This is a genomic window from Streptomyces sp. NPDC034099 (assembly GCF_055575415.1).
This window is the reverse complement of record NZ_JBVISR010000002.1, coordinates 223,978-249,373: the sequence shown is the minus strand read 5'-3', so window position 1 is coordinate 249,373 and position 25,396 is coordinate 223,978. Positions and strand designations below refer to the sequence as shown.

The window sequence follows — 25,396 nt, the reverse complement described above, 5'->3', positions numbered from 1 at the left end:
TTCAAGAACCCGGGACATGACATGTCCATAGCGCTCACGTGGAGATCATGGGAGGAGAGGATGACGCCGCTAGGACGTCACCGTTTCCACCCGCACCGCGCACACCTTGAACTCCGGCATCCGCGAGGTCGGGTCCAGGGCCGGGTTGGTCAGCGTGTTGGCGCGGCCCTCGCCGGGCCAGTGGAAGGGCATGAACACGGTGTCGGGCCGGATGCCGGTGGTGATGCGGGCCGGTGCCACCGCCCGCCCCCGCCGGGACACGACCGCCAGCGGATCGCCCTCGGCCGCCCCCAGCCGCGCCGCCAGCCGCGGGTGCAGCTCCACGAACGGGCCCGGCGCGGCGGCGTTCAGCTCGGCGACCCGCCGGGTCTGCGCCCCGGACTGGTACTGCGCCACGACCCGGCCGGTGGTCAGCAGCACGGGGTACTCGTCGTCCGGTTCCTCGGCGCTCGGCCGGTGCGTCACGGGCACGAAACGGGCCCGGCCGTCCTCGGTGGCGAAGCGGTCGAGGAACAGGCGCGGGGTGCCCGGGTGGGACCCGGCGTCGTCGCCCGCGGGCGGTGCCGGACACGGCCAGAACACGCCGTTCTCCTCCGCCAGCCGCCGGTAGTCGATCCCGGAGTAGTCCGCCGGGCCGCCCGCGCTCGCCCGCCGCAGCTCCTCGAAGACCTCCTCGGGCCCGGTCGGGAAGCCCTTCTCCACGCCGAGCCGCCCGGCCAGACCGTGCAGCACCTCCAGGTCGCCGCGCACCCCGTCCGGCGGCGTGATCGCGCGCCGCCGCAGCAGCACCCGCCCCTCCAGGCTCGTCGTGGTCCCCGTCTCCTCCGCCCACTGCGTCACCGGCAGCACCACGTCCGCCAGTTCGGCCGTCTCGGAGAGCACCACGTCACAGACGGCGAGGAAGTCCAGCGACCGCAGCCGCCCCTCGACGTGCGCGGCGCGGGGCGCCGAGACGACCGGGTTGGACCCCATCACCAGCAGCGACCTGACGTCCGTGCCCAGCGCGTCCAGCAGCTCGTACGCGCTGCGCCCCGGGCCGGGCAGCGCGTCGGGGTCCACGCCCCACACCTCCGCGACGTGCCGCCGCGCCGCCGGGTCGGTCAGCTTGCGGTAGCCCGGCAACTGGTCGGCCTTCTGGCCGTGTTCGCGCCCGCCCTGCCCGTTGCCCTGCCCGGTCAGACAGCCGTACCCCGACAGGGGCCGCCCGGCCCGCCCGGTCGCCAGGCACAGGTTGATCCACGCGCCCACCGTGTCCGTGCCCTTGGCCTGCTGCTCGGGCCCGCGCGCGGTGAGCACCATCGCCGCCTCCGGCGCGCAGAACAGCCTTACCGCCTCCCGCAGTTCGGGAACGGACACCCCCGTGATCCGCTCCACGTGCTCCGGCCAGTGCGCCATCGCCGCCGCCCGCGCCTCCTCCCAGCCGGACGTGCGCTCCTCGACGTAGGCCTCGTCGACCCGGCCCTCGGCGACGACCAGGTGCAGCATGCCCAGCGCGAGGGCGAGGTCGGTCCCGGGCCGGGGCGCGAGGTGCAGGTCGGCCTGCTCGGCGGTCTTGGTCCGGCGCGGGTCGACGACGATCAGCGTGCCGCCGTTCTCCCGCAGTTCGGTGAAGTACCGCAGGGACGGCGGCATGGTCTCCGCCGGGTTCGACCCGACGAGGATCACGCACCCGGTCCTCGGGATGTCCTCCAGCGGGAACGGCAGCCCCCGGTCGAGCCCGAAGGCCCGCGTCCCGGCCGCCGCGGCCGACGACATGCAGAACCGCCCGTTGTAGTCGATCTGCGAGGTACCGAGCACCACCCGGGCGAACTTGCCCAGTGCGTACGCCTTCTCGTTGGTCAGCCCGCCCCCGCCGAACACCCCGAGCGCGTCCGCGCCGTACCGGGCCCGCGTGCGCTCCAGGTTCCCGGCGATCCGGTCCAGCGCCTCGTCCCAGCCGGCCGGCACCAGCGCGCCGTCGTCCGACCGCACCAGCGGCGAGGTCAGCCGCGCGCCCGGCGCGAGCACCTCCGGCGCGGTACGGCCCTTGCCGCACAGCGCGCCCCGGTTCACCGGGAAGTCCGTCCGCTCGGACACCTCGACGGTCCCGCCCTCGACGGGCGTCAGATTCATTCCGCACTGCAGGGCGCAGTACGGGCAGTGCGTGGGCGTGGGTGTGGCGGTGCCCGGGGCGGCGGTGGTGTGCGTGCCGGTGTTCTGCATGCCGCCCAGCCTGCGGCTTGCGTGTTACGCGGCCGGACGGCGCCCTGTTACGCCGCGGGGACGGCGACCTCCCCGCCGCCGCGCGGGCACGGTGAGGGACGCGTCACCCGGCGCCGGCCAGGGCCCGCGCCACCCCCGGCTCCTTCGGGCCGAGGAAGTGCGGGTCCGGCTCGAAGACCGCGTCCAGCGCCGCCTTGCCCGCCGCGAGGATCTCCCGGGCGCCCCCGTAGTACCAGGTCACGTCGTGCGCGTCGTCGACCCCGACGCCGTACGAGGCCACCCCCGCCTCCTGGCACAGGGCGACCGCCCGCCGGATGTGGAAGCCCTGGCTGATCAGCACGGCCCGGTCGACGCCGAAGATCCGCTTCGCCCGGACGCAGGAGTCCCAGGTGTCGAAGCCCGCGTAGTCGCCGACGATCCGCCCGTCGGGCACACCGTGGCGGACCAGGTAGGCGCGCATGGCGTCCGGCTCGTCGTACTCCTCGCGGCTGTTGTCCCCGGTCACCAGCACCACCTCGATCCGCCCCGCCCGGTACAGCTCCGCCGCCGCGTCCAGCCGGTGCGCGAGGTACGGCGACGGCTCCCCGTCCCACAGCCCGGCCCCGAAGACGACGGCGACCTCGGTGCGCGGCACGTCGGCGGCGGTGCGCAGCCGGTCGTCCGTCACGACGTGCAGCCACGCGGCGGGCAGCAGCGCCAGCACGCACCCGGCCATCACCGCCCGGACCAGCCGCCGCTGCCCCTTCCGGGTGCGCGGCAGACGCGGTCTGCGAAGTCTCGGGCGGCGCATCGGACGGTCCCCTCCCCGGTCGGTCCCTGCCAGAGGGGACGCCCGGGCGGGCCGTCCGGTTCACCCGGCACCGCTCACACGAGGGGGACGGTGCCGTGTGGACCGACGGAAAATCCCCGTGACACCCACGCAACGGGACGGCAACGTCCGGCGGCCACCCTCGGTGCATGACGGCGATGACAGTGACGAGCAACAGGACCACAGCGGCCACCGGCGGCACCCCCGCCCTGGTCGTCGTCGCCCACGGCAGCCGCGACCCCCGCGCGCTCGGCACCGTACGGGCGCTCCTCGACCGGGTCCGCGCCCTGCGCCCCGCCCTGCCGGTGCACCTGGGTCACATAGAACTGAACGCCCCGCTCCTCCCCGACACCCTGGCCGCCCTCGGCGACGCGGAGGCGGTCCTCGTACCGCTGCTCCTCAGCCGCGGCCACCACGTCGAACGCGACATCCCCGACATGGCCGCCGCCTCCCCGGCCCGCACCCGCGTGGCCGCCCCGCTCGGCCCGCACCCCCTCCTCGTGGACGCCCTGCACGACCGCCTCACCGAGGCCGGCTGGCCCGCCCACGCGGGCCCGGAGCACGCCGTGGTCCTCGCCTCCGCGGGCTCCCGGGCCCCGGCCTCCCGCACGGACACGGCCCGCACGGCAGCCCTCCTCGCCGCCCGCCTGGGCGTCCCGGTCGTCCCCGCGTACGCCTCGGCGGCGTCCCCGACGGTCCCGGACGCGGTACGTACCCTGACGGCCCGGGGCCACCGCCGGGTGGCCGTCGCCTCCTGTTTCACGGCCCCGGGCCGCTTCGCGACCGAGTGCACGGCAGCGGTCCCGTGGATCGCCTCCGCCCCCCTGGGCACCCACCCGTCGATGGCCCACCTGCTCCTGCACCGCTACGACCGTGCCCTTGGAAGTGGCAGTGCGAGGAACGCGGGCAAAGGGGCGCGGGGAACGGCGCGACCAGCCACAACGCACGCCGCACTCGCCGGATAACCGCACCAGGCAGACGAGTGGGCACCCACCTGTCATACCTTCCCCTTACTGTTCATGACATGGAAGGCACCGCACCCCCCACCCCGTACGACCCCACGTCAGTGGCCCGCTACGCCCCCGAACCCGACAAACGCCCCGGCCGCACCGCCTTCCAACGCGACCGCGCCCGCATCCTGCACTCCGCCGCGCTGCGCCGCCTCGCCGGGAAGACACAGGTCGTCGCGCCGGGGGAGGGCAGCCCCGTCTGGGACGCCAGCCCCCGCACCCGCCTCACGCACTCCCTGGAATGCGCCCAGGTCGGCCGGGAGCTGGGCGCCGCCCTCGGCTGCGACCCGGACCTCGTGGAGGCGGCCTGCCTCGCGCACGACCTGGGCCACCCGCCCTTCGGGCACAACGGCGAACAGGCTCTCAACGCCTTCGCCGAGGACTGCGGTGGCTTCGAGGGCAACGCCCAGTCGCTCAGGCTCCTCACCCGCATCGAGCCCAAGCGGTTCACCGAGGACGGCTCCGTCGGGCTCAACCTCACCCGCGCCACGCTCGACGCCGCCACCAAGTACCCGTGGCCGCGCGGCGCCCACCCCCGCGACCCCCTCTCGCCGAAGTTCGGGGTGTACGACGACGACCGGTCCGTCTTCGAGTGGCTCCGCAAGGACGCCCCCGGCGCCCGCACCTGCTTCGAGGCGCAGGTCATGGACTGGGCCGACGACGTGGCGTACTCCGTGCACGACGTCGAGGACGGCCTGCACGCCGGGCACATCGACCCGAACTGCCTGCTCGCCGACCCCGAGCGGGAGGCCGTGTTCGACGCGGCCGTCGGACGGTACGTCCCCGCCGGCACCGACCACGCCGAACTCGCCGCCGCCCTCGACCGGCTCCTCGCCCAGGACTGGTGGCCGCACGGCTACGACGGCTCGGCGGTCGCCCAGGCACGGCTGAAGGACGCCACCAGCCAGCTCATCGGCCGCTTCTGCCTGTCCGCCGAGGCCGCCACCCGGGCGGCGTACGGCGGCGGCCGGCTCACCCGGTACACCGCCGAGCTGGTCGTGCCCCGTGCGACCCGCATGGAGTGCGCCGTCCTCAAGGCGGTCGCCGTCCGCTACGTCATGCAGCGCACCGAGCAGGAGCGGCTCCGCGCCGACCAGCGGATCGTCGTCGCGGAGCTGGCCGAGGCGCTGACCGCCCGCGCCCCCGACGGGCTCGACCCCCAGTTCCGCGCCCTGTTCGACGCGGCCGCCGACGACCGGGCCCGCAAACGGGTGATCGTCGACCAGATCGCCTCCCTCACCGACGCCTCGGCCCGCTCGCTTCACGCCCGCCTGACGGGGCATCCATGAGACTGGCGGCGGGACAGGCGTGACCCGGCAGGCCCCGGGCGCCCGGATCGCGGCACCCGGGGAGCCCCGGGTGCCCGAATCGCGGCACTTCGTGGCCTGATCGGGTCACTGCCCCTTCCCGCACCACGCCGCGTGCGGGACGCTCGCATGTGGCGGCACCCTGACGAGGAGGCAAACAAGTGGTCGACGCGGATCAGACATTCGTCATCGTCGGAGGCGGCCTGGCCGGCGCGAAGGCGGCCGAGACACTCCGCACGGAGGGCTTCACCGGCCGGGTGATCCTCGTCTGCGACGAACGCGACCACCCCTACGAGCGTCCGCCGCTGTCCAAGGGCTACCTCCTGGGCAAGGAGGAGCGCGACAGCGTCTTCGTCCACGAGCCCGCCTGGTACGCGCGGCACGACATCGAGCTGCACCTGGGCCAGACCGTCGTCGCGATCGACCGCGCCGCCAAGACCGTCCACTACGGCGACGACGGCACCCACGTCAGGTACGACAAGCTGCTCATCGCGACCGGCGCCGAGCCCCGCCGCCTGGACGTCCCCGGCACCGACCTCGCGGGCGTCCACCACCTGCGCCGCCTGGCCCACGCCGAGCGCCTCAAGGGCGTCCTCGCCTCCCTCGGCCGGGACAACGGGCACCTCGTGATCGCCGGCGCGGGCTGGATCGGCCTGGAGGTCGCCGCCGCGGCCCGCGAGTACGGGGCGGAGGTCACCGTCATCGAGCCCGCCCCGACCCCGCTGCACGGCGTCCTCGGTCCCGAGCTGGGCTCCGTCTTCGCCGAGCTGCACGAGGCGCACGGCGTCCGCTTCCGCTTCGGCGTGAAGCTGACCGAGATCGTCGGCCAGGACGGCATGGTGCTGGCCGCCCGCACCGACGACGGCGAGGAGCACCCCGCGCACGACGTGCTCGCCGCGATCGGCGCCGCCCCGCGCACCGCGCTCGCGCAGGCCGCCGGGCTGGAGATCGCCGACCGCGCCCACGGCGGCGGCATCGTCGTCGACGACCGGCTGCGCACCTCCGACCCCGACGTCTACGCGGCCGGTGACGTCGCCTCCTTCCACCACGCCCTCTTCGGCACGAGCCTGCGCGTGGAGCACTGGGCCAACGCCCTCAACGGCGGCCCGGCCGCCGCCCGCGCGATGCTCGGCAAGGGCCTCGCCCACGACCGCGTGCCCTACTTCTTCACCGACCAGTACGACCTGGGCATGGAGTACTCCGGCTGGGCGCCGGCCGGGTCGTACGACCAGGTGGTGATCCGCGGGGACGCGGCGAAGCGGGAGTTCATCGCCTTCTGGGTGAAGGAGGGCCGCGTGCTGGCCGGGATGAACGTCAACGTGTGGGACGTCACGGAGCCGATCCAGCAGCTGATCCGCTCGAAGACCCCGGTGGACACGGAGGCCCTGGCGAACCCGCACGTCTCGCTGGAAAGCCTCGTCGCATAGCTGTCGTACCGTCGCCGTAGACTTCACGCGTGGCAGGACGGATCAACGACGAGGACGTGAAGGCGGTACGGGACGCGGTCCCGATCGACGCCGTCGTCTCGGAGTACCTCCAGCTGCGCAACGCGGGCGGCGGCAACCTGAAGGGGCTGTGCCCGTTCCACGACGAGAAGTCGCCGTCCTTCCAGGTCAGTCCGAGCAAGGGGTTCTTCCACTGCTTCGGCTGCCAGGAGGGCGGCGACACCATCACGTTCGTGATGAAGATCGACCACCTCACCTTCTCGGAGGCGGTCGAGCGCCTGGCCGGCCAGGCCGGCATCACCCTGCGCTACGAGGAGGGCGGATACAACCCCTCCCACCAGCGCGGTGAGCGCATCCGCCTGGTCGAGGCCCACAAGATCGCCGCGCAGTGGTACGCGGAGCAGCTGGCGACCGGCCCCGAGGCGGACACCGGCCGCGCCTTCCTCGCCGACCGCGGTTTCGACCAGGCCGCCGCCGAGCACTTCGGCGTGGGCTACAGCCCCCAGGGCTGGGACCACCTCACCCGCTACCTGCGCGGCAAGGGCTTCAGCGACAAGGAGCTGCTGCTCTCCGGCCTCTCCCAGGAAGGCCGCCGCGGCCCCATCGACCGCTTCCGCGGCCGCCTGATGTGGCCCATCCGCGACATCGGCGGCGATGTCGTCGGCTTCGGCGCCCGCAAGCTCTACGAGGCGGACAACGGCCCGAAGTACCTGAACACCCCCGACACGGCGATCTACAAGAAGTCCCAGGTCCTCTACGGCATCGACCTGGCCAAGAAGGACATCGCGAAGGCGTCCCGCGCCGTGGTCGTCGAGGGCTACACCGACGTCATGGCCTGCCACCTCGCCGGGGTCACCACCGCCATCGCCACCTGCGGCACCGCCTTCGGCGGCGACCACATCAAGATCCTGCGCCGACTGCTGATGGACAACGGCTCGGCCCGCGTGATCTTCACCTTCGACGGCGACGCGGCCGGGCAGAAGGCGGCCCTGCGCGCCTTCGAGGACGACCAGAAGTTCGCCGCCGAGACCTACATCGCCATCGCCCCCGACGGCATGGACCCGTGCGACCTGCGCCTGGCCAAGGGCGACGACGCGGTCGCGGACCTGGTCCAGCCGCGCACCCCGCTCTTCGAGTTCGCGCTGCGCCAGATCGTCTCCCGCTACGACCTGGACACCCCGGCCGGCCGCGCCTCGGCCCTGGACGAGGCCGCTCCCGTCGTCGCCCGGATCAAGAACAGCGGCGCTCAGCACGAGGTCGCCGTGCAGCTCGCGGGCATGCTCGGCATCCTCGACACCCAGTTCGTGGTCAAGCGGATCGCCCAGCTGGCCCGCTGGGCCCGCGACCGCGGCGGCAAGGGCCCCGCCCCCGACCAGCGGCAGCGCGGCGGCACCCCGCAGCAGCAGGCCGGACCGACGCGGAACACTCCCCGGGGCCCCGCCCTCAACCTCCGCAACCCGGTCTTCGCCACCGAACGCGAGCTGCTCAAGCTCGCCCTCCAGCGCCCCGAGCTGGTCTCCCCGGCCTTCGACGCGTACGGCGTCGACGAGTTCACCGCCCCGCCCTACGCCGCCGTACGCGAGGCGATCATGGAGGCGGGCGGCGCCGAGTTCGGCGTCCAGGACCCGCAGGACTACCTGGTCCGGGTCCGCGAGGCCGCCCCCGACGACGCCGTCCGCGCCATGGTCACCGAACTCGCGGTCGAGGCGATCATGCTGCACCGCGGCGTGAAGGGCGTCGACGAGATCTACGCGGGCGCCCAGCTCGTCACGGTCCGCCGCCGCGCCGTCGAGCGCCGCATCCGCGACATCACCGGCCGCCTCACCCGCCTCTCCGGCCACGGCGACCCCGCCGAACTGGCCGCCGTACAGAACGAGCTGTGGATCCTCCAGCAGTACGACCAGAAGCTGCGCGAACACGGCGCCGCCGCCCTCTAGGACCGGCCGGGGAACACCCGCGGGTAACCCGTCGGTCACGGGCCGGACGCAAAAAGTCACCGCACGCCCCTCGTGGCGGTGATGTGTCGTACCCCACACTGGGGGGCGGTACCTGAGTGCACGCGTGCGAGGCGGACGGCGGTGAGCGAGCCGGCTCCGCCCCCGTCGTACCGCCGCCGGCCCCCGCCGGCCGCGTCCATCCTGGAGGTCGCCCCCGTGCAGACCCGGACCCTCACCCAGACCGACACCGGTACCGGCGGCGCGGAACCGGACGCGGAGCGCGGTGTGCTCGTCGCGATGCCCGGGCAGCCCGGTGCCGGGGCGGCCGGGCACCACCCCGGCGCCCCCGCGGACGTGCCCGAGCCCCCGGAACCGCCGCCGCCCACCCGTACGGAGTCCGGCGGACCCTCCTCCGACCTGTTCCGGCAGTATCTGCGCGAGATCGGGCGGATCCCGCTGCTCAGCGCGGCCGAAGAGGTCGACCTCGCCCGGCGCGTGGAGGCCGGGCTGTTCGCCGAGGAGAAGCTGCGGCGCAGCCCCGGCCTGGACGACCGCCTCGCCCTCGACCTCGACCGGCTGGTCGTCATGGGCCGCGTCGCCAAGCGCCGCCTGATCGAGGCCAACCTGCGGCTGGTGGTGTCGGTGGCCAAGCGGTACGTCGGCCGCGGCCTGACCATGCTGGACCTGGTCCAGGAGGGGAACCTGGGCCTGATCCGGGCGGTCGAGAAGTTCGACTACGCCCGGGGCTACAAGTTCTCCACCTACGCCACCTGGTGGATCCGCCAGGCCATGTCCCGCGCCCTGGCCGACCAGGCCCGCACCATACGCGTCCCCGTGCACGTCGTGGAGCTGATCAACCGGGTCGTCCGCGTCCAGCGCCGGATGCTCCAGGAACGCGGCTACGAACCGACCCCGCAGGAGGTCGCCGCCCACCTGGACCTGGCCCCCGAGCGCGTCGGGGAGGTGCTGCGCCTGGCCCAGGAGCCGGTGTCCCTGTACGCCCCGGTCGGCGAGGAGGACGACGTCGCCCTCGGTGACCTCATCGAGGACGGCGACGCCGCCAGCCCCGTCGAGTCGGCCGCGTTCCTGCTGCTGCGCCAGCACCTGGACGCGGTGCTCTCCACCCTCGGCGAACGCGAACGCAAGGTCGTCCAGCTCCGCTACGGCCTGGTCGACGGCCGCCCCCGCACCCTGGAGGAGATAGGCCGCCTCTTCGGCGTCACCCGCGAACGCATCCGCCAGATCGAGTCCAAAACCCTCAACAAACTCCGCGACCACGCCTACGCGGACCAGCTGAGGGGTTACCTGGACTGACCCCCCTCCTCACCCCACCTCAGCCACAGCCTCGGCGAACTGCGCCTTGTACAACCGCGCGTACGCGCCATCCGCGGCCAACAGCTCCGCATGCGCCCCCTGCTCCACGATCGCCCCGTCCTCCATCACGAGAATCGTGTCCGCGTCCCGGATCGTCGACAGCCGGTGCGCGATCACGAACGACGTCCGCCCGTGCGCGAGCTTCGCCATCGCCTTCTGGATCAGCACCTCCGTGCGCGTGTCCACGGACGACGTCGCCTCGTCGAGGACCAGGATCACCGGGTCGGACAGGAACGCCCGCGCGATGGTGATCAGCTGCTTCTCACCCGCGCTCACCCCCGTGCCCTCGTCGTCGATCACCGTGTCGTAGCCGTCGGGCAGCGTCCGTACGAACCGGTCGGCGTGCGCGGCCCGCGCGGCCTCCTCGATCTCCCCGCGGGTGACCTCCCGCGAGGCCCCGTACGCGATGTTCTCCGCGATGGTGCCGCCGAACAGCCAGGTGTCCTGGAGCACCATGCCGATGCCGGCCCGCAGCTCGTCCCGGGACATCTTCGCGATGTCGACGCCGTCCAGGGTGATCCGGCCGCCGGACACCTCGTAGAACCGCATCAGCAGGTTGACCAGCGTGGTCTTGCCCGCGCCCGTCGGGCCGACGATGGCGACCGTGTGGCCGGGGTCCACCTTCAGCGACAGGTCCTCGATCAGCGGCTTCTCCGGGTCGTAGCGGAAGGACACGTGGTCCAGTTCCACCCGGCCGCGCAGGTCCTCGGGCCGGGCGCCCGGGATCGGGTCCGTCGACTGCTCCTCGGCGTCCAGCAGCTCGAAGACCCGCTCCGCCGACGCCACGCCCGACTGCACCAGGTTCGCCATCGACGCCACCTGCGTCAGCGGCATCGAGAACTGCCGGGAGTACTGGATGAAGGCCTGCACGTCACCGATGGACAGCTGGCCCGAGGCCACCCGCAGCCCGCCCACCACCGCGACCAGCACGTAGTTCAGGTTGGACACGCACATCATCAGCGGCTGCATGATCCCGCTGTTGAACTGCGCCTTGAACCCGGCCTCGTACAACGCGTCGTTCTGCTCGGCGAACTGCTGCGCCGACTCCTCCTGCCGCCCGAACACCTTCACCAGCGCGTGCCCGGTGTACATCTCCTCGATGTGCGCGTTCAGCTGCCCCGTCGAGCGCCACTGCTGCACGAACTGCGGCTGCGACCGCTTGCCCACCCGCGTGGCCACCAGGAACGACAGCGGCACGGTCACCAGCGCGACCAGCGCCAGGATCCAGGAGACGTAGAACATCATCGCCAGCACGCCGATGATGGTGAGCAGCGAATTGATCAGCTGGCCCATCGACTGCTGGAGCGTCTGCCCGATGTTGTCGATGTCGTTGGTGGCGCGGCTGAGCACCTCGCCGCGCTGACGCTTGTCGAAGTACGACAGCGGCAGCCGCGACAGCTTCGTCTGCACGTCCTCGCGCAGCCGGAACATCGTCCGGTTCACCGCGCGGTTCACCAGCCGCGTGGCCACCGCCATCAGCAGTCCGGCCACCGCGAACGTCGCCAGCGCCAGGAGCAGCACCTCGCCGACCGCGCCGAAGTCGATGCCCTGGCCCGGGGTGAAGTCCGTGCTGCGGAGCATGTCGGCGACCTTGCCGTCACCGCGCTCCCGCATGGCGGCCAGGACCTGCTCCTTCGTGGCCCCGGACGGCATGTCCCGCCCGACGATGCCCGCGAAGACCAGGTCGGTGGCCCGGCCGAGGATCTTCGGCCCGACCACGTTGAGGCCGACGCTGACGACCACGCACGCCAGCAGCGTGAACAGCGTCGCCCGCTCCGGCCGGAACTGGGCGACGAGCCGTTTGCTCGACCCCTTGAAGTCCATCGAACGCTGGTCGGGGCCGCCCCCGGCCATCATGCGACCCGCAGGCCCTGCCATCAGGCAGCCTCCGCTTCCGTCAGCTGGGAGAGCACGATCTCCCGGTAGGTCTCGTTGTCCGCCATCAGCTCGTGGTGCCGGCCCACGCCGACCACCCGCCCCTCGTCCAGCACGACGATCCGGTCCGCGTCCCGGATGGTCGCCACCCGCTGCGCCACGATCACCACGGTCGCCTCGGACGTCTCCCGGCTCAGCTCGGCCCGCAGCGCCGCGTCGGTGGCGTAGTCGAGGGCGGAGAAGGAGTCGTCGAAGAGGTAGATCTCCGGGCGCTGGACCAGCGTCCGGGCGATGGCGAGCCGCTGGCGCTGTCCGCCGGACACATTGGTGCCGCCCTGCGCGATCGGCGCGTCCAGCCCGCCCTCCAGCTCGGAGACGAAGTCCTTGGCCTGCGCCACCTTCAGCGCGTGCCACAGCTCCTCGTCCGTGGCGTCCGGATTGCCGTAGCGCAGGTTGGTCGCCACGGTGCCGGCGAAGAGGTACGGCTTCTGCGGCACCAGGCTCACGACCTTGGCCAGGGTCTTCGGGTCGACGGTCCGCACGTCCACCCCGTCGACCAGCACCTGGCCGTCGGTGGCGTCGAAGAGCCGCGGGACCAGCCCCAGCAGCGTCGACTTGCCGCTGCCGGTGGAGCCGATGACGGCGGTCGTCTCACCCGGCCTGGCCACCAGGTCGATGTTCCTGAGCACCGGCTCCTCGGCCCCGGGGTAGCGGAAGCCCGCCTCCCGGATCTCCAGGTGCCCGTGCCGGCGCAGCTCGGTGACCGGCGCCAGGGGCGGCACCACGCTGCTCTCGGTCTCCAGGACCTCCTGGATGCGCTCGGCGCACACCTCCGCGCGCGGCACCATCATGAACATGAAGGTGGCCATCATCACGGACATGACGATCTGCATGAGGTAGGCGAGGAACGCGGTCAGGTCGCCGATCTGCATCCCGCCGCTGTCGATCCGGTGGGCGCCGAACCACACCACCGCGATCGACGACAGGTTCACCACCGTCATGACCACCGGGAACATCAGCGCGAGCAGGTTGCCGGTGCCGAGGGCCACCTCGGTCAGCTCGGTGTTGGCCTTCCGGAAGCGCTGCTGCTCGTACTCGTCGCGCACGAAGGCGCGGATGACGCGGTTGCCGGTGATCTGCTCGCGCAGCACCCGGTTCACCGTGTCCAGGCGCACCTGCATCTTCCGGAACAGCGGGCGCAGCCTCCGCACGATCAGCGTGACGCAGATCGCCAGCACCGGCACGACCCCGAGCAGCACCCCGGACAGCGGCACGTCAAGGCCGAGCGCCATCACGATGCCGCCCACGCACATGATGGGCGCCGACACCATCAGCGTGAACGTCATCAGGGCCAGCATCTGGACCTGCTGCACGTCGTTGGTGGTCCGGGTGATCAGCGAGGGCGCGCCGAAGTGGCCCACCTCGCGCGCCGAGAAGGACTGCACCCGGTCGAAGACGGCACCCCGCACGTCCCGGCCGAGGGCGGCCGCGGTGCGCGCGCCGTAGAAGACGGCACCGATGTTGCAGACCACCTGGGCCAGCGAGATGCCGATCATCAGGGCGCCGTAGCTCAGGATGTAGCCCGAGTCACCCTTCACGACGCCCTCGTCGATGATGTGCGCGTTCAGGGTGGGCAGGTACAGGGAGGCGCAGGTCTGCAGGAACTGCAGCGCCACCAGCAGGGCGATGGGTTTCTTGTAGGGCCTGAGATAGGTCCGCAGTAGTCGTATGAGCACGCTGGGTCTCTCGGAGTCGGCGACAGGGGCCGCGGTTGGTTGCCCCTGGCCCCTATCGTCGAACACTCCACCCGCGTTACCTCAACCGATTAACCCAAGAGCACGGCAAATTCCGGCCTACGGGCGGTAAGCCTCCGTTTCACAGCGCGCCCGGGTGCGTCTGCTCGCGCACCGACACGTACTGCTGGCGCACGGCCTGCCCCACCGCCAGCTCCTCGCCCGGCTCCAGGACCTGCGCGACCGCGCCCTGCCAGACCGGGGGAGTGCGCGGGTCCAGCGTGCCCTGGGAGACGCCCAGCGCCCAGGCCGCCTGGCGGGCCGAGCCGATCGCCGCGTAGTCCGCCGGCTGCGGCACGACGACCTGCGTGCCGAACAGCGCCGGTGCCGCCGCCTGCACGGCCGGCAGCTCGGCCGCCGCACCGAGCAGGAACACCCGGCGTACGTCCACGCCCCGGCCGCGCAGCACGTCCAGGGCGTCGGCGAGCCCGCACAGCATCCCCTCGAACGCGGCCCGCGCCAGGTGCTCCGGCCGCATCGACTCACGCCGGAGACCGGCCAGGGTCCCGGCGGTGTGCGGCAGGTTCGGCGTCCGCTCGCCCTCCAGATAGGGGAGCAGCACCAGCCCGTGCGATCCCGGCGTCGACTTCATCGCCAGCTCGGACAGGCTCTCCAGGTCGGGCACCCCGAGCAGTTCGGCGGTGCCGCGCAGGGCCCGTACGGCGTTCAGGGTGGTGACGACCGGCAGATGCATGCCGGTGGCGTCCGCCAGGGCGGTGATCATCCCGGACTGGTCGACGAGCGGCTCGGTGTGCACGGCCATCACGGACCCCGACGCGCCCAGCGACACCACCGCGTCACCGAGGCCGATCCCGAGCCCGAAGGCGGCGGCCTGGGTCTCGCCGGTCCCGGCGGAGATCAGCAGCCCCTCCGGCGTGGTGCCGGCCGCGTCGGCCGGGCCGATCACCTCCGGCAGCACCGCCTGGTGCCCGAGCGCCAGCTCGACCAGATCCGGCCGGTAACCGCCGGTCGCCGCCGACCAGTACCCGGTGCCCGACGCCCCGCCCCGGTCGGTGGTCCGCCGGGCCGGCCGCCCGAGCAGCTGCCACACCAGCCAGTCGTGCGCCTGGAGCAGTACGGCGGTCCGCGCGGCGGCCTCCGGCTCGTTCCGCGCCAGCCAGCGCAGCTTCGTCACGGGCTGCCCGGCCTGCGGCACCGTGCCCACGGACTGCGCCCACACCTCACGCCCGCCGAGCGCGTCGATCAGGTCGGCCGCCGCGACCTGGGAACGCTTGTCGCCGCCGACCATGGCCGGGCGCACGGTGTTGCCCTGGGCGTCCAGCGGCACGACCGAGTTGGCCTGCGCCGAGACGCCGATGGCCTGCACGCCCTCGAGGAGCCCGCCGCCGGCCGCCTCCCCGAGGGACAGCAGCCAGGCCTGCGGATCGACGTCCGCGGGCCGGCCCCCGCCCTCGGGGCTCTCCAGCGGGTGCGGTGCGTAGCCCTGGCGCAGCACGGCGCCCGTGTCCGAATCGCAGACGACGATACGAGTGAAATCGGGCGAACTGTCCAACCCGGCGACTATCCCCATACCCGAAATTCTGCCGCACCGGCCACGGTGCCCGTACCGGGACCTCAGGTGTTGCTGGTGCCCCAGTCGTCGGGACCGCTGCCGTTGCTGCCGCGTTCCCGCAGCGAGCGGACCCGGTGGGCGACCGAGTCGGGCATCCGGTCACCGACCTTGTCGCTCACCACGTGGTAAGCCTTGTCGGCGAAGTGCCTGCCCTGCTGGGCCGCGGACTCCGCGGTGTTGCGCACGGCCGGGTTCTGCGCGACCTGCTGCGCGGACTTGCGCAACTGCTCGTAACGCTCCCGCCCGGCCTTCGTGCCGAGCACGTAACCCACCGCTAGTCCGACGACGAACGTGAGCCGGTAACGCATGGCGGCCACCCTTCCCTTCACTGGCTCCGGGGTGCTGGCGAGTACCGATTGGCGGAGCACCCCCCTGCTTGCGCTAATGTATGTGTCGCAGCGAGCGCGCGCCCCCTGGCGAATACCCAGGAAGACGCGTTCGATGCGACACCGACATTCCTCGGTAGCTCAATTGGCAGAGCAGCCGGCTGTTAACCGGCAGGTTACTGGTTCGAGTCCAGTCCGGGGAGCTCGGTCCTCCGTAGCTCAATTGGCAGAGCAGCCGGCTGTTAACCGGCAGGTTACTGGTTCGAGTCCAGTCGGGGGAGCGCCGTGAACGAGGACCCTCCGGGGTCCTTTTTCATGTGCCCCTCAGGTGGTCTCAAGTCCCGGGAACCACGCGGCACGCTGCGGAGTCTTCAAGGTCATGAAGGCAGCCGTGGAAGCCGACCATCCGAGGCAGGAGATCGTATGAGCGGCTATGCTGCGGCAGACGGCGCGCACACATGTACGTGACACGCCGCTATGGGGCGGTAGCTCAGCCGGTTAGAGCAGCGGACTCATAATCCGTCGGCCGTGGGTTCGAGTCCCACCCGCCCCACTCATGCCCCTCTTCGCAGGAACGTTCTCGCCTGCCCGGGAGCCCGCGCCCTCGTGCCGCAGACGTCGGTCGGCGGTCGCCTCGGGGATCAGCTCGCCCTTCCAGACCTCCTTGCCGTCCTCGTCGTAGGCCGTCACCTCGCTGGTGCCGAAGCGGTAGCGGGTCCCCTGCGGCAGGAAGTCCACCACGTAGCCGTTCTCGGACTCCCTCGCTTCCGTGGGGTCGCCGTAGGGTTCGCCGTCCTTCATCCTGGCGAAGTGGAAGACCTTGCCCGACGTGGTCCGGCAGAAGGCGTAGTCGGCCGCCGACGGCGGGCTCCGGGCCCTCGTCGTGTGGACGGTGCGGACGCCCCCCGGCCGTGCCGGGCGGTTGAACAACTGACCCGGTGGGGTCGGGCCCGCCGCTTTCCCAGGTGAGAGGCGTCACCGGCCTTCCGGGGCCTCCTCGACGTTTTCGACGTCGTCCTCGCGCTCGCCCTCCGCCTGGGAGGGAGTGGTGTGCGGCACGTCCGGGGTGTCCGGTTCGTCGTCGCGCTCGCCCTCGGCCTGGGACGGGGTCGGCTCGCTCATCGTGGTACCTCCTCCTGCGGGGTGGTCACGGCACGGGTACCCCCGTCCGGAGACCGGCACCCTGCGTCCGCTAGAGCGGGGCCCACCACGTGACCGTCGTCCCGCGCCCCTCTTCCGGGCCGCCCTCGCCGTCGTCGACGACCCGCAGGCGCACCCCGTCCCGGCCCCCCGGCGAGGGGGCCGGCACCTCCACGGTGACCTCGACGCGGGAGACGCCCGGACGTGCGGACGCGTCGGCCAGGGCGTCGCGCAGGGCGGAGAGCAGGCGGTCGGCGACCCGGTCGGGCACCCGGATGTCGACGGCACCCCTGAAGTGCGTCGACGGTGCGACACCGAGCCGGGCGGCGGCGGAGGCGGTCTCCCGCAGGACCCGGCCGCGCAGGCCCGTCGGAGGGCCGGCCGGGGGCTGCTGGAGGGTGAGGATCGCGGTGCGGACCTCACGGACCGTGGAGCGTAGTTCGTCCACCGCACGGCCGAGGATGTCGCGGACGTCGTCGGCGCCCGGCCGGCGCTGGGTGGACTCCAGCATCATGCCGGTGGCGAACAGCCGCTGCACCACCAGGTCGTGCAGGTCGCGGGCGATGCGGTCGCGGTCCTCGTAGACCGCGAGCCGCTCCCTGCCGCGCCGGGCGTCGGCCAGGACGAGGGCGAGCGCCGCCTGCGAGGCGAACTGCGTCGCGAGCAGCCGTTCCAGGTCCGTGTACGGGCGTCCGCCGCGCCGGCGGGGCAGGGCGAGGGTGCCGATGAGCCGGCCGCCCGCCCGCAGGGGCAGCATCATGCTCGGCCCGAACCGGTTCCGCACATGGGTCGTCATCCGGGGATCGGTCGCCGAGTCCTCGATGAACACCGGCTCGCCGCCCAGCAGTTGTTCCAGCACGGGGCTGCCCGGCGCGATGGTCGCGCCGACCATGCCGTCCGGGTCGTCGGGCGTCGAGGCGGTCACGATCGCCATGCCGCCCTCGGCGGTCGGATGCAGGATGACGCCCGCGGAGGCGCCGGCGAGCAGCCGGGCCCGCTCGGCCACCGTGGTCAGCGCGTCGCCGGCGCCCTCCTCGGTGAGCAGCGCGGTGGTGACGGCCGCCGCGCCCTCGATCCAGCGCTCGCGCTGCCGGGCCGTCTCGTACAGCCGGGCGTTGCCGATCGAGACACCGGCCTGCGTGGCCAGGACCCGCAGCAGCTGCTCGTCCTCGACGGTGAACGGGGCGGCGCCGGGCCGTCCGGCCAGCCGCAGCTCGCCGAACTCCTCGTCCCGCACGTGGATCGGCACCCGCAGCAGGGGCTCCGTCTCCGGTACGGGACCCGGGCCCGGGGAGCGGATCTCGGCGAAGCCGCTCTCGCCGGGGTCCGCGACGACCAGGGCCGCGCGGCCCGCGCCGGTCAGTCCGGCGGCACCGTCCACGATGTGCCGCAGGACGGTGCGCAGGTCGAGGGCGGTGCCGACGTCCAGGAGGGCTTCGAGGAGACGGGCCAGTCGGGGCGCGGGCTGCGCGGTCATGCGTCCGGCTTCCTCGGCTTTCCTGCGCTTCCCCCCTGCTTCCTCTGCTTCCTCGGTCCTTCGGGCGTCAGTCGGCGTCGGCGTCGGCGGTCGTCGGGTGCAGGACGAGCGGCTCGACCCGGCCCTCCAGCATGCTGCCGAGGCCCTGGACCGCACACACGTCGGGCCGCTCCGCGATGTGCACCGGCATACCGGTGGCCTGGCGCAGCATCTGGTCGAAGCCCGGCAGCAGGGCGCTCCCTCCGACCATCATGATCCCGCGGTCGGCGAGGTCCGCGACCAGGTCGGGCGGGCAGTCCCGCAGCACCTTGCCGATGCCGTCGAGCACGGCCGTCAGCGGCGTCTGGATGGCGTTGCGCACCGTGGCGGTGTCGACCCGCACACTGCGGGCCAGCCCGGTCGCCACGTCCCGCCCGTGGATCTCGGTGGACGACGGCCCCTGCGGGGTCAGCCCGTTGCCGGACAGGGCGAGCTGCAGCGGGCGCACGGACTGGCTGGGCAGCACCAGCTCGTGCTGGTGGCGCAGCAGCTGCACGATCGCGTGGTCCACGGCCTCGCCGCCCACCGGGATGCGCTCGGCGGCCACGATCGAGCCGAGGGAGAGCACCGCGACCTGCGTGGCGTGCGCGCCGCACACCATGATCATGGTCGCCTCGGGCTGCTCCACCGGCAGTCCGCAGCCGACCGCCGCCGCGATGAGCGTGTCCACGAGCTCCACGCGGCGCGCGCCGAGCCCGACCAGCGTCTCGATCGCCGCGCGCTGGGACAGCGGATCCGCGTCGTGCGGGGTGCAGACGGCGGCCCGCAGCCGGGGCTTGCGGCGCAGGTTGCGGCGGATCCGGTCGCCGAGCAGGTGGCGCAGCATCCGCTGGGCCATCTCGATGTCGACCACCGTGCCGCCGGAGACCGGTCGCACGACGCGGATGTAGCCGGGGGTGCGGCCGGTCATCTTCTCCGCGAACTCGCCGACCGCGATGAGCGCGCCCGTGCGGGTGTTGACCGCCGCGGCGGACGGCTGGTCGACGACGAGCCCGACCCCCTTCACGTAGACCCGGGTCCGCGCCGCGCCCAGGTCGACGGCGAAGTGGCAGCGGCGCAGCGCCTCCAGACTGGCGGTACTGGCGGTCATGGCGAATCCTCCCGAGAGCGCGGACCGTGCGGAGCCGCCCGGTGGACGGCCTCCTGGCACCGATCGTGCGGCCCGTCGCGGGCGGGCGCCCGCTGGAGGGGGCCGTGAGGGGGGCCGCTGAACGGGGGGCGCGCGGAGCGTTCGCGGTTCTCGGCGGCTGTAAGCAGGTTCACCGGTTCTCGGCGGCGCTGAGTACGTTCAGCGGTTCTCGGCGGCCGTGAGCAGTGGACGCAGGTCCGGTACGAGGAGTACCCGGGCGTCCGCCGCGGCCAGCTCCCGCCGGGCCCCTTCGTCGCGCCCGTGGCCGATGAACGGCAGACCGATCACGCGGGCGGCGGACTGCTCGGCGACGGAGGAGCCGACCAGCACGCAGTCGCCGGCCGGGGCGCCGAGCCGGTCCAGCGCCCGGTGCAGGACGTCCGGGTCGGGCATGAGGCGCGTGAGGTCGGCGCCCCTGCCGTGCACGTCACCCGGCAGCGCGGCCAGCAGGCCGCGTCGTCTCAGGTACCCGGTGACCGGCTCGGGGGCCCGGTCGGTCACCACGGCGGTGGGCACGCCGCAGGTGCGCAGCGCCCGGACCAGCCGGTCGGCGAGGGGCGTCGGCTGCGCGGTGCGGGCCGCCCGCGCCTCGTGCCGGTCGAGCCGGACCCGTACGGCGGGGGCGAGCCGGTGGCCGGCGAGCGCCCGGACGAAGTCGAGCGTGCCGGCGTACCCGTCCGTCGTGACCCGGGGCAGCGGGACCCCGGCCAGCGCCTCCTCGGGATCGCGCTCCTCGACGAAGAGCCGTGCGATGTCCAGGAGCACCTCCCGCTCCGCCGCCGGCCGGTACAGCCGGGCCAGCACGTCGTCGAAGCCGAGCAGCACACAGCGGGCACCGGCGATCAGGTCCGTGGGCGAGTACGCCGCCCGGCGGGACCGGGCTCCGGTGGCGCCGTCCGCCCCGCCGCCCGGCGCCTCCTGTGGGGCCTCGGCGCCGTCGACCAGGTGGTACCAGCCGGTGTCGTCGGGCAGCGGGCGGAAGAGGTCCGGTGGGAAGGCGGGTCCGTCCTGGCCCTCCTCGCACACCTCGTCGTAGTAGAAGGAGTCGGAGAGGACGACGACCGCCCGCGCGGTGGAGGCGGCGAGGACCGTGCCGGCCGATCCGGCGTCGGCGCGGCCCAGCGGCTGTTCCCCGGTCCCGTCCAGCCGGAACTCCACCTGCCAGAACTCCGCCCGCAGCCGCGCGCCGTCCAGCCGCGCGCCGTCCAGGCGGGCGAGCAGCCCGGGGAGCCCCGTCACGGTCGCCCTCAGGAGCGGCGCGGCCTCCGCACGCGGCGCCAGCAGCACCAGCAGACCGCCGTGGTCGTCCAGGAGTTCGTAGGCGGCGCCGTCCGTGCCGCTGTCCGCCAGCAGGTCCGCGACCACGGCGTGCAGGGCCGCGCGGGCGTCGTGGCCCACCGGATCTCCGGGGGTGCCCGGGCCGTCGGCGAAGGCGTAGCGGGCGCAGCAGCGGAAGTCCGTGTCGAGGTCGTCGTCGCCCCCGTCCGGTTCCTGCTCCGTCTCGTCGGCCTCCGGCTGCCAGGTTCGTTCCTCCGCGGCGGTTCCCTCTTCCGCCCCTTCCTCCTCGGCCTCCGCCGCGACCGCCGCCTCGTCCCCGGCCCGTGCCGTGTCGTGCTCCGCGTCGTCCGCCGGCAGCGGCGTCCACAGGTCGTCCTCCGTGGGGAAGGGGCCCTCCGGCAGCTCGTCCGGCGCGGACACGGCGGACGCGGTGCCGTCCGGGCCGTACGGGCGCTGCCCGTACTCCGACCACGGCGTGTCGTCCGCCGGTGCGGTGTGCTCCTCGCGCAGCTCCCGGCCCAGTGCGGTCAGGGCCGGGCTGCGTCCGCCGGACAGCTCGTACTCCTCGTACACCTCCAGCGCCTCCTCGCTCCGGCCCTGGCGGCGCAGCGCGATCAGGTACAGGCGGCGGAAGTCCTCCCGGTGCGGGTGGGCCCGCAGCAGGCCGGCCAGTTCCGTGGCGGCCCGGTCGTACTCGCCCAGGGCCAGGTCGAGTTCGGCGCGCCTGGTGTGCAGGGCGAGCCGCAGCCGCAGCAGGCGGGTGCGGGCGGTGCGGGCGGCGGGGCCGGGCACGTCCGCCAGCGGCTCGGCGTCGCGCCACAGCGCCAGTGCCTCGGTGACCAGGCCGTGGGCCTCGGTGAGCGCGTCCCGCAGACCGGCCGCGTCGGCGCGCCGCACCAGCTCGTCGCAGCGCACCAGGTCCAGGTCGTCGGCGCTGGTGTGCAGGGCGTAGCCGTGGGCGGACTTCGCGAGGACGCCCGGGCCCAGGGCGTCCGCCAGCCGCGTCGCCAGCCGGGCCACCTCGGCCCGCGGGTTGCGGGGCTCGTCGCCCGGATCCCACAGCCCCCACCGCAGCTCCTCGTGCGTCACCGTGCGGCCGTGCTTGAGCAGCAGCATCGCGAGGAGCGCGCGCGCCTCGGGGGCGGGGCCGGACGAACCGTCCGGCAAGCCGACCCGCAGCGGGCCCAGGGCGCGGTACCGGCGCGGCCGGTACGCCTCCTTCGCCCGGGTGAGCAGGTGCGGGTCCGCGAGCAGTTCGAGACCGCGGGCCTGTGCCTCCGACGAGGACGACATCAACTGGTCGAAGGCGTGCGCGTAGTGGATGCGCAGGGCGGGGGGCAGCCGGTCCAGGCGGCGCGAGTCGATCGGGACGGTCGGGCGCGAGGCCCCCGACGTCAGCCGCAGCAGGATGTCGCACAGGGCGCGCAGGTCCGCGGAGCGTCTTCCCGGGCCCGAGGCCAGACCCGGTTCGAAGAGGCTGAGCAGGACCGTGCCGTCCGGCAGCAGGACCACCCGGGACGCCTCCAGGCCGCCGTGCGCGAGGCCCGCCCGGTGCAAGGCGGTGAGCGCCCGTGCCAGCTGCGCGCCCACCGACACCGTCAGCGGCACCGGCAGCCGCCGGTCGTCGGGCCGGGTGAGGGCGCCCAGCGCTATGCCGTCGAGGTGCTCCATGACGACGTACGGGACGTCGTCCTCGATGCCCGCGTCGAGCACGGTCACCAGGTTGGGGTGGGAGATCCGCGTCAGCAGGCCCGCGTTGCGCAGGAAGACCCGGCGTGCGGCCGGATCGGTGTCCGCGTCGTGCAGCCGGATCGCCACCGTCCGGTTCGTCGGCGCCGGGTCCGGCGTGGTCCGGACCGGTCCGGTGTCCTCCGCCAGCCAGATCCTGCCGGACGGGGTGAGCCGGCGCGTGGGCCGGTAGCGGGCGCCCAGGGCGGGCGGGAAGGGCGACGGGACGGCCGGCCGCTCCCGCACCGTCAGCTGCCGGGCGCTCTCCTCGCTGATCGCCGCGAACGACTCGCCGGCGTCGGCCCGCTCGGTGCCCTCGCGGGAGGGGATCAGCGCCCGGAACTCGCCGGGCGAGCGGCCCGCCCGTTCGTCGATCAGGCCGCCGGTGCGCAGCAGCAGTTCGTGGGTGCGGTTGCGGGCCGTGCGGGGCAGCCCGCGCAGGAGCAGCTCGCGTACGCCGGGGCGGAAGGCGTAGGAGCCGGGCGGCCCGGGGACCGTGGTGAGCAGTCCGCCGAGGATGACCTCCGCCAGGTGCTGGGGCCGCGGGTCCGGCTCCACCGCGGCCTGCACCAGCCGCATCACCGGCAGGTCGGGGCGGCCGAGCGCGAGGTGGCCGGCCAGCCGGTAGGCCTGCGGGGAGGCGCTGGCGCGGAAGCGCAGGACGAGTTCCTCGGCGGACAGCCGCGCGAGGTCGGTGCGGTCGTCGGCGTCGGCGGGCAGCGGGCGGTGCAGCGCGGCGGCGGCGCCCGGGTACGGGGTGCCGCCCGGACTCGCCACCAGCGCGGCCCAGTTGGCCAGCCACTCGGGCCCCGGCTCCAGCACGGGGACGTACGCCGTGCCCTCGGGGGCCCGGGGCGCGGCGCCGTCGTACGGCGTGAAGGCGAGCGAGGCGCTGGGCGCGGCCCGGTGCGGGGCGGACAGCCGGCCCGGGACCGGCGGCAGGGCCGTGTCCCGCCACAACTGCTCGGGCAGCGGCTGGAGCACGGCCAGCGGAGTGCGGCGCGCCCAGCCGCGCAGCGTGTCGAACCAGCGGGTGCCGGCCCGGCCCTCGCGCCACTGCGGTCCCATGCAGTCGCTGATCAGCAGCATGACCGTACGGCCGTCGGCGGGGATCTGGGCTCCGTCCCCGCGGACCGTGCCGTCGGGTTCGGCGCGGTGCAGGGTGACGGTGCGGAAGACGCCCGACTGGGCGAGCGCGGCGTGCAGTTCGCGGACCAGGGGCTGCCAGACGGGCATCGTGGGGCCCGCGTCGTGCACCAGGTGCAGGCGCAGCCACCGCTCCCGTACGGGGCGCAGTACGGGCAGCCACCACTCGGGTCCGGCGCCGAGGCGCGCGATGCGGTCGGCGGTCGCGGACTCGTCCACCTCGTGGCCGACGGGCGCGTCGCTGCGGCGCTTCAGCGGACGCAGGGAACGCTGCAACGCCAGCGGGTGGCGCAGCATCGGCGGTGCGGGCGCGAGCAGGGCGCTGTGCGGCTGGGCCGCCGAGGTGCCCGGCGCCGGGGCCGGGGACGGCAGGCGCAGGGGTGTGCGGGGGACCTCGGACGGGGGAGGGGGTCCGGCGGGCCGGCCGTCCCGGGAGCGCCGCCCGTCCCGCTCCCGGTCCCGGTCGTCGGGCCGGCGCCGGTCCACTCGGCGGTCCGGGTGCTGCTCGGGGTCGGCCGCACGGGCCGGGGGCGGCTCGTCAGGCCGCGTCCCGGGCGCCGGGTCGTCCGGCGGGTCCGCCGGGTCCGGCGCCGGGGGCTCCATCCGCCCGGCCAGCCACAGGAGTTCGGCCAGCTCCAGCGGGGTGGGGCGGGCGCCCGTGGCCGTCGCCCGGCCGAGGATGTCGGCGAGGCGGGGCAGGGGCTCGGGGTCCGGTGCGCCGGGGCGGTCGGTGGGCATCAGAAGGCGTCGGGCTGCGCGGACCGGCCGAGGTACGGCATCAGCTGCTCGGCCAGCTCGTCCAGGGAGTCGGCGCCCAGACCGGAGGAGCGGGCCAGGTAGATGGCGTTGAGCAGCTGGTCCGTCGCCAGTTCGCCGCTGCCCACCCGGGACAGGAACCGGTGGATCAGCTGACGCGCGTACCCGTCGGGCTCGCCCAGGTGGGCGCGGACGATCTCGGCGAGGTGGTCGTCGTCGGGCTGCCGCAGCCGCAGCGAGACGCAGCGGCGCAGGAAGGCGGGCGGGAACTCGCGCTCGCCGTTGCTGGTGAGGACGACGAAGGGGAAGGCGTTGCAGCGGACCCGGCCGCGCTCCACCGGCACCCGCCGGTCGGCGCCGTCGATCAGGACCTCGGCGTGGCCGTCGGGTGTGTCCCGGGAGGCCCGGACCAGTTCGGGGATCTCGTACTGGCCCTCCTCCAGGACGTGCAGCAGGTCGTTCGGCAGATCGAGATCGCTCTTGTCGATCTCGTCGATCAGCAGGGCGCGCGGTCGGGCGTAGGGCAGCAGGGCGGTGCCGAGCGGGCCCAGCCGCAGGTGGTCCTCGACGCCCGTGGCGGGGGCGTCGGACGGCTGCGCGGTGTGGCGCGCCGCGTACAGGCGGGAGAGCGGGTCGTAGGTGTAGAGGCCGTCGCCCAGGGTGCTGCGGCTGGTGATGTTCCACCTGAGGACCGGGCCGAGCCGCAGCTCACGGGCGACCGCGTAGGCCAGGGACGACTTCCCGGTGCCGGGCGGCCCGGTGACCAGCAGCGGACGCCGCAGGTACAGGGCCGCGTTGACCAGCTGCACCGTGTCCTCGGTGGCCTGGTAGGTCGCGGCCCGGTGGGCCCGGTCGGGCGAGGCGGCCGCGGCGTCGTCGTCCGCGTCCGGCGGATCGAGCACGGGAGTGCCGTCGAAGGCCCGCCAGGGCGGCGGCGGGGGCAGCCGGGTGATGCCGTCGTGGGGGGCAGGCGCGCCGGTGTAGACGGGCCACAGGGGCATGGGTTCTCTCCGGGCGGTCGGTACGGCGGTCGGTTCGTCATGGTCGTGGTTC

The 25,396-nt window shown here is 73.9% G+C and carries 16 protein-coding genes and 3 tRNA genes; 8 read left to right on the top strand and 11 right to left on the bottom strand.

The annotated features are described in order from the left end of the window. Positions 1 to 69 precede the first annotated feature (69 nt). Both ACZ56V_RS06200 and ACZ56V_RS06195 read right to left on the bottom strand, forming a co-directional pair. On the bottom strand, positions 70 to 2,202 hold the full coding sequence (locus ACZ56V_RS06200) for a molybdopterin oxidoreductase family protein (protein ID WP_398911100.1): 2,133 nt from the start codon (positions 2,200 to 2,202) through the stop codon (positions 70 to 72). A 103-nt stretch (positions 2,203 to 2,305) separates the two neighbouring features. Continuing rightward, on the bottom strand, positions 2,306 to 2,992 hold the full coding sequence (locus ACZ56V_RS06195) for a vancomycin high temperature exclusion protein (protein WP_398911102.1): 687 nt from the start codon (positions 2,990 to 2,992) through the stop codon (positions 2,306 to 2,308). Positions 2,993 to 3,159: 167 nt separating this feature from the next. Here ACZ56V_RS06195 and ACZ56V_RS06190 point away from each other — a divergent pair, with 167 nt between their 5' ends. The 5 genes from ACZ56V_RS06190 (at position 3,160) to ACZ56V_RS06170 (ending at position 10,023) form a co-directional block, all read left to right on the top strand. Continuing rightward, positions 3,160 to 3,975, top strand: coding sequence for a sirohydrochlorin chelatase (locus ACZ56V_RS06190; RefSeq protein WP_468939703.1), 816 nt, complete (start codon positions 3,160 to 3,162; stop codon positions 3,973 to 3,975). A gap of 59 nt (positions 3,976 to 4,034) precedes the next feature. Then, positions 4,035 to 5,309: a deoxyguanosinetriphosphate triphosphohydrolase gene (locus tag ACZ56V_RS06185; protein WP_468939700.1), complete on the top strand. Its 1,275-nt coding sequence runs from the start codon at positions 4,035 to 4,037 to the stop codon at positions 5,307 to 5,309. Positions 5,310 to 5,488: 179 nt separating this feature from the next. Beyond that, complete coding sequence (locus ACZ56V_RS06180) at positions 5,489 to 6,754, top strand: NAD(P)/FAD-dependent oxidoreductase (RefSeq protein WP_398911108.1); 1,266 nt, start codon at positions 5,489 to 5,491, stop codon at positions 6,752 to 6,754. 29 nt (positions 6,755 to 6,783) lie between these two features. Then, a complete protein-coding gene (gene dnaG, locus ACZ56V_RS06175; RefSeq protein ID WP_468939698.1) occupies positions 6,784 to 8,709 on the top strand; it encodes a DNA primase in 1,926 nt (641 codons plus the stop codon). A 216-nt stretch (positions 8,710 to 8,925) separates the two neighbouring features. Beyond that, entirely contained in the window at positions 8,926 to 10,023 is a 1,098-nt protein-coding gene (locus tag ACZ56V_RS06170; protein WP_467378473.1) for an RNA polymerase sigma factor, read from the top strand. Between the two features lie 9 nt (positions 10,024 to 10,032). Here the strand turns inward: ACZ56V_RS06170 and ACZ56V_RS06165 are convergent, their stop codons facing one another. The 4 genes from ACZ56V_RS06165 to ACZ56V_RS06150 all read right to left on the bottom strand — a co-directional run bounded on the left by ACZ56V_RS06165 (position 10,033) and on the right by ACZ56V_RS06150 (position 15,632). After that, positions 10,033 to 11,961, bottom strand: a complete 1,929-nt coding sequence (locus ACZ56V_RS06165) for an ABC transporter ATP-binding protein (protein WP_398911112.1) — start codon at positions 11,959 to 11,961, stop codon at positions 10,033 to 10,035. Further along, positions 11,961 to 13,694 carry an ABC transporter ATP-binding protein gene (locus tag ACZ56V_RS06160; RefSeq protein ID WP_468939694.1) on the bottom strand — a complete coding sequence of 578 codons (1,734 nt, stop codon included), beginning with the start codon at positions 13,692 to 13,694 and terminating at the stop codon, positions 11,961 to 11,963. The genes ACZ56V_RS06165 and ACZ56V_RS06160 overlap by 1 nt, the downstream gene beginning before the upstream one ends. A 139-nt stretch (positions 13,695 to 13,833) precedes the next feature. Continuing rightward, positions 13,834 to 15,282, bottom strand: coding sequence for a xylulokinase (locus ACZ56V_RS06155; RefSeq protein ID WP_467377927.1), 1,449 nt, complete (start codon positions 15,280 to 15,282; stop codon positions 13,834 to 13,836). Positions 15,283 to 15,326: 44 nt separating this feature from the next. After that, entirely contained in the window at positions 15,327 to 15,632 is a 306-nt protein-coding gene (locus ACZ56V_RS06150) for a YtxH domain-containing protein (protein WP_016326153.1), read from the bottom strand. 148 nt (positions 15,633 to 15,780) lie between these two features. Here ACZ56V_RS06150 and ACZ56V_RS06145 point away from each other — a divergent pair. From ACZ56V_RS06145 to ACZ56V_RS06135, 3 genes are all read left to right on the top strand, one after another. Further along, positions 15,781 to 15,853 (top strand) — tRNA-Asn (locus tag ACZ56V_RS06145). Positions 15,854 to 15,858: 5 nt separating this feature from the next. Continuing rightward, positions 15,859 to 15,931, top strand: a tRNA-Asn gene (locus ACZ56V_RS06140). Positions 15,932 to 16,129: 198 nt separating this feature from the next. Next, a tRNA-Ile gene (locus ACZ56V_RS06135) sits at positions 16,130 to 16,203 on the top strand. A gap of 422 nt (positions 16,204 to 16,625) precedes the next feature. On the opposite strand, the gene ACZ56V_RS06130 is transcribed toward ACZ56V_RS06135, so the two are convergent. The 5 genes from ACZ56V_RS06130 to ACZ56V_RS06110 all read right to left on the bottom strand — a co-directional run bounded on the left by ACZ56V_RS06130 (position 16,626) and on the right by ACZ56V_RS06110 (position 25,344). Next, positions 16,626 to 16,772: a hypothetical protein gene (locus ACZ56V_RS06130; RefSeq protein ID WP_356360201.1), complete on the bottom strand. Its 147-nt coding sequence runs from the start codon at positions 16,770 to 16,772 to the stop codon at positions 16,626 to 16,628. A gap of 70 nt (positions 16,773 to 16,842) precedes the next feature. Then, the gene (locus ACZ56V_RS06125) at positions 16,843 to 18,267 is read right to left on the bottom strand and encodes a GAF domain-containing sensor histidine kinase (RefSeq protein WP_467377923.1); all 1,425 of its coding nucleotides are present in this window, start codon (positions 18,265 to 18,267) and stop codon (positions 16,843 to 16,845) included. 67 nt (positions 18,268 to 18,334) lie between these two features. Further along, positions 18,335 to 19,396, bottom strand: coding sequence for a rod shape-determining protein (locus tag ACZ56V_RS06120; protein ID WP_398914278.1), 1,062 nt, complete (start codon positions 19,394 to 19,396; stop codon positions 18,335 to 18,337). 198 nt (positions 19,397 to 19,594) lie between these two features. Beyond that, a complete protein-coding gene (locus ACZ56V_RS06115; RefSeq protein ID WP_468939688.1) occupies positions 19,595 to 24,325 on the bottom strand; it encodes an SAV_2336 N-terminal domain-related protein in 4,731 nt (1,576 codons plus the stop codon). Further along, positions 24,325 to 25,344: an AAA family ATPase gene (locus ACZ56V_RS06110; protein WP_398914276.1), complete on the bottom strand. Its 1,020-nt coding sequence runs from the start codon at positions 25,342 to 25,344 to the stop codon at positions 24,325 to 24,327. Before ACZ56V_RS06110 ends, ACZ56V_RS06115 begins: the two co-directional genes overlap by 1 nt. Between the last annotated feature and the right edge of the window lie 52 nt (positions 25,345 to 25,396).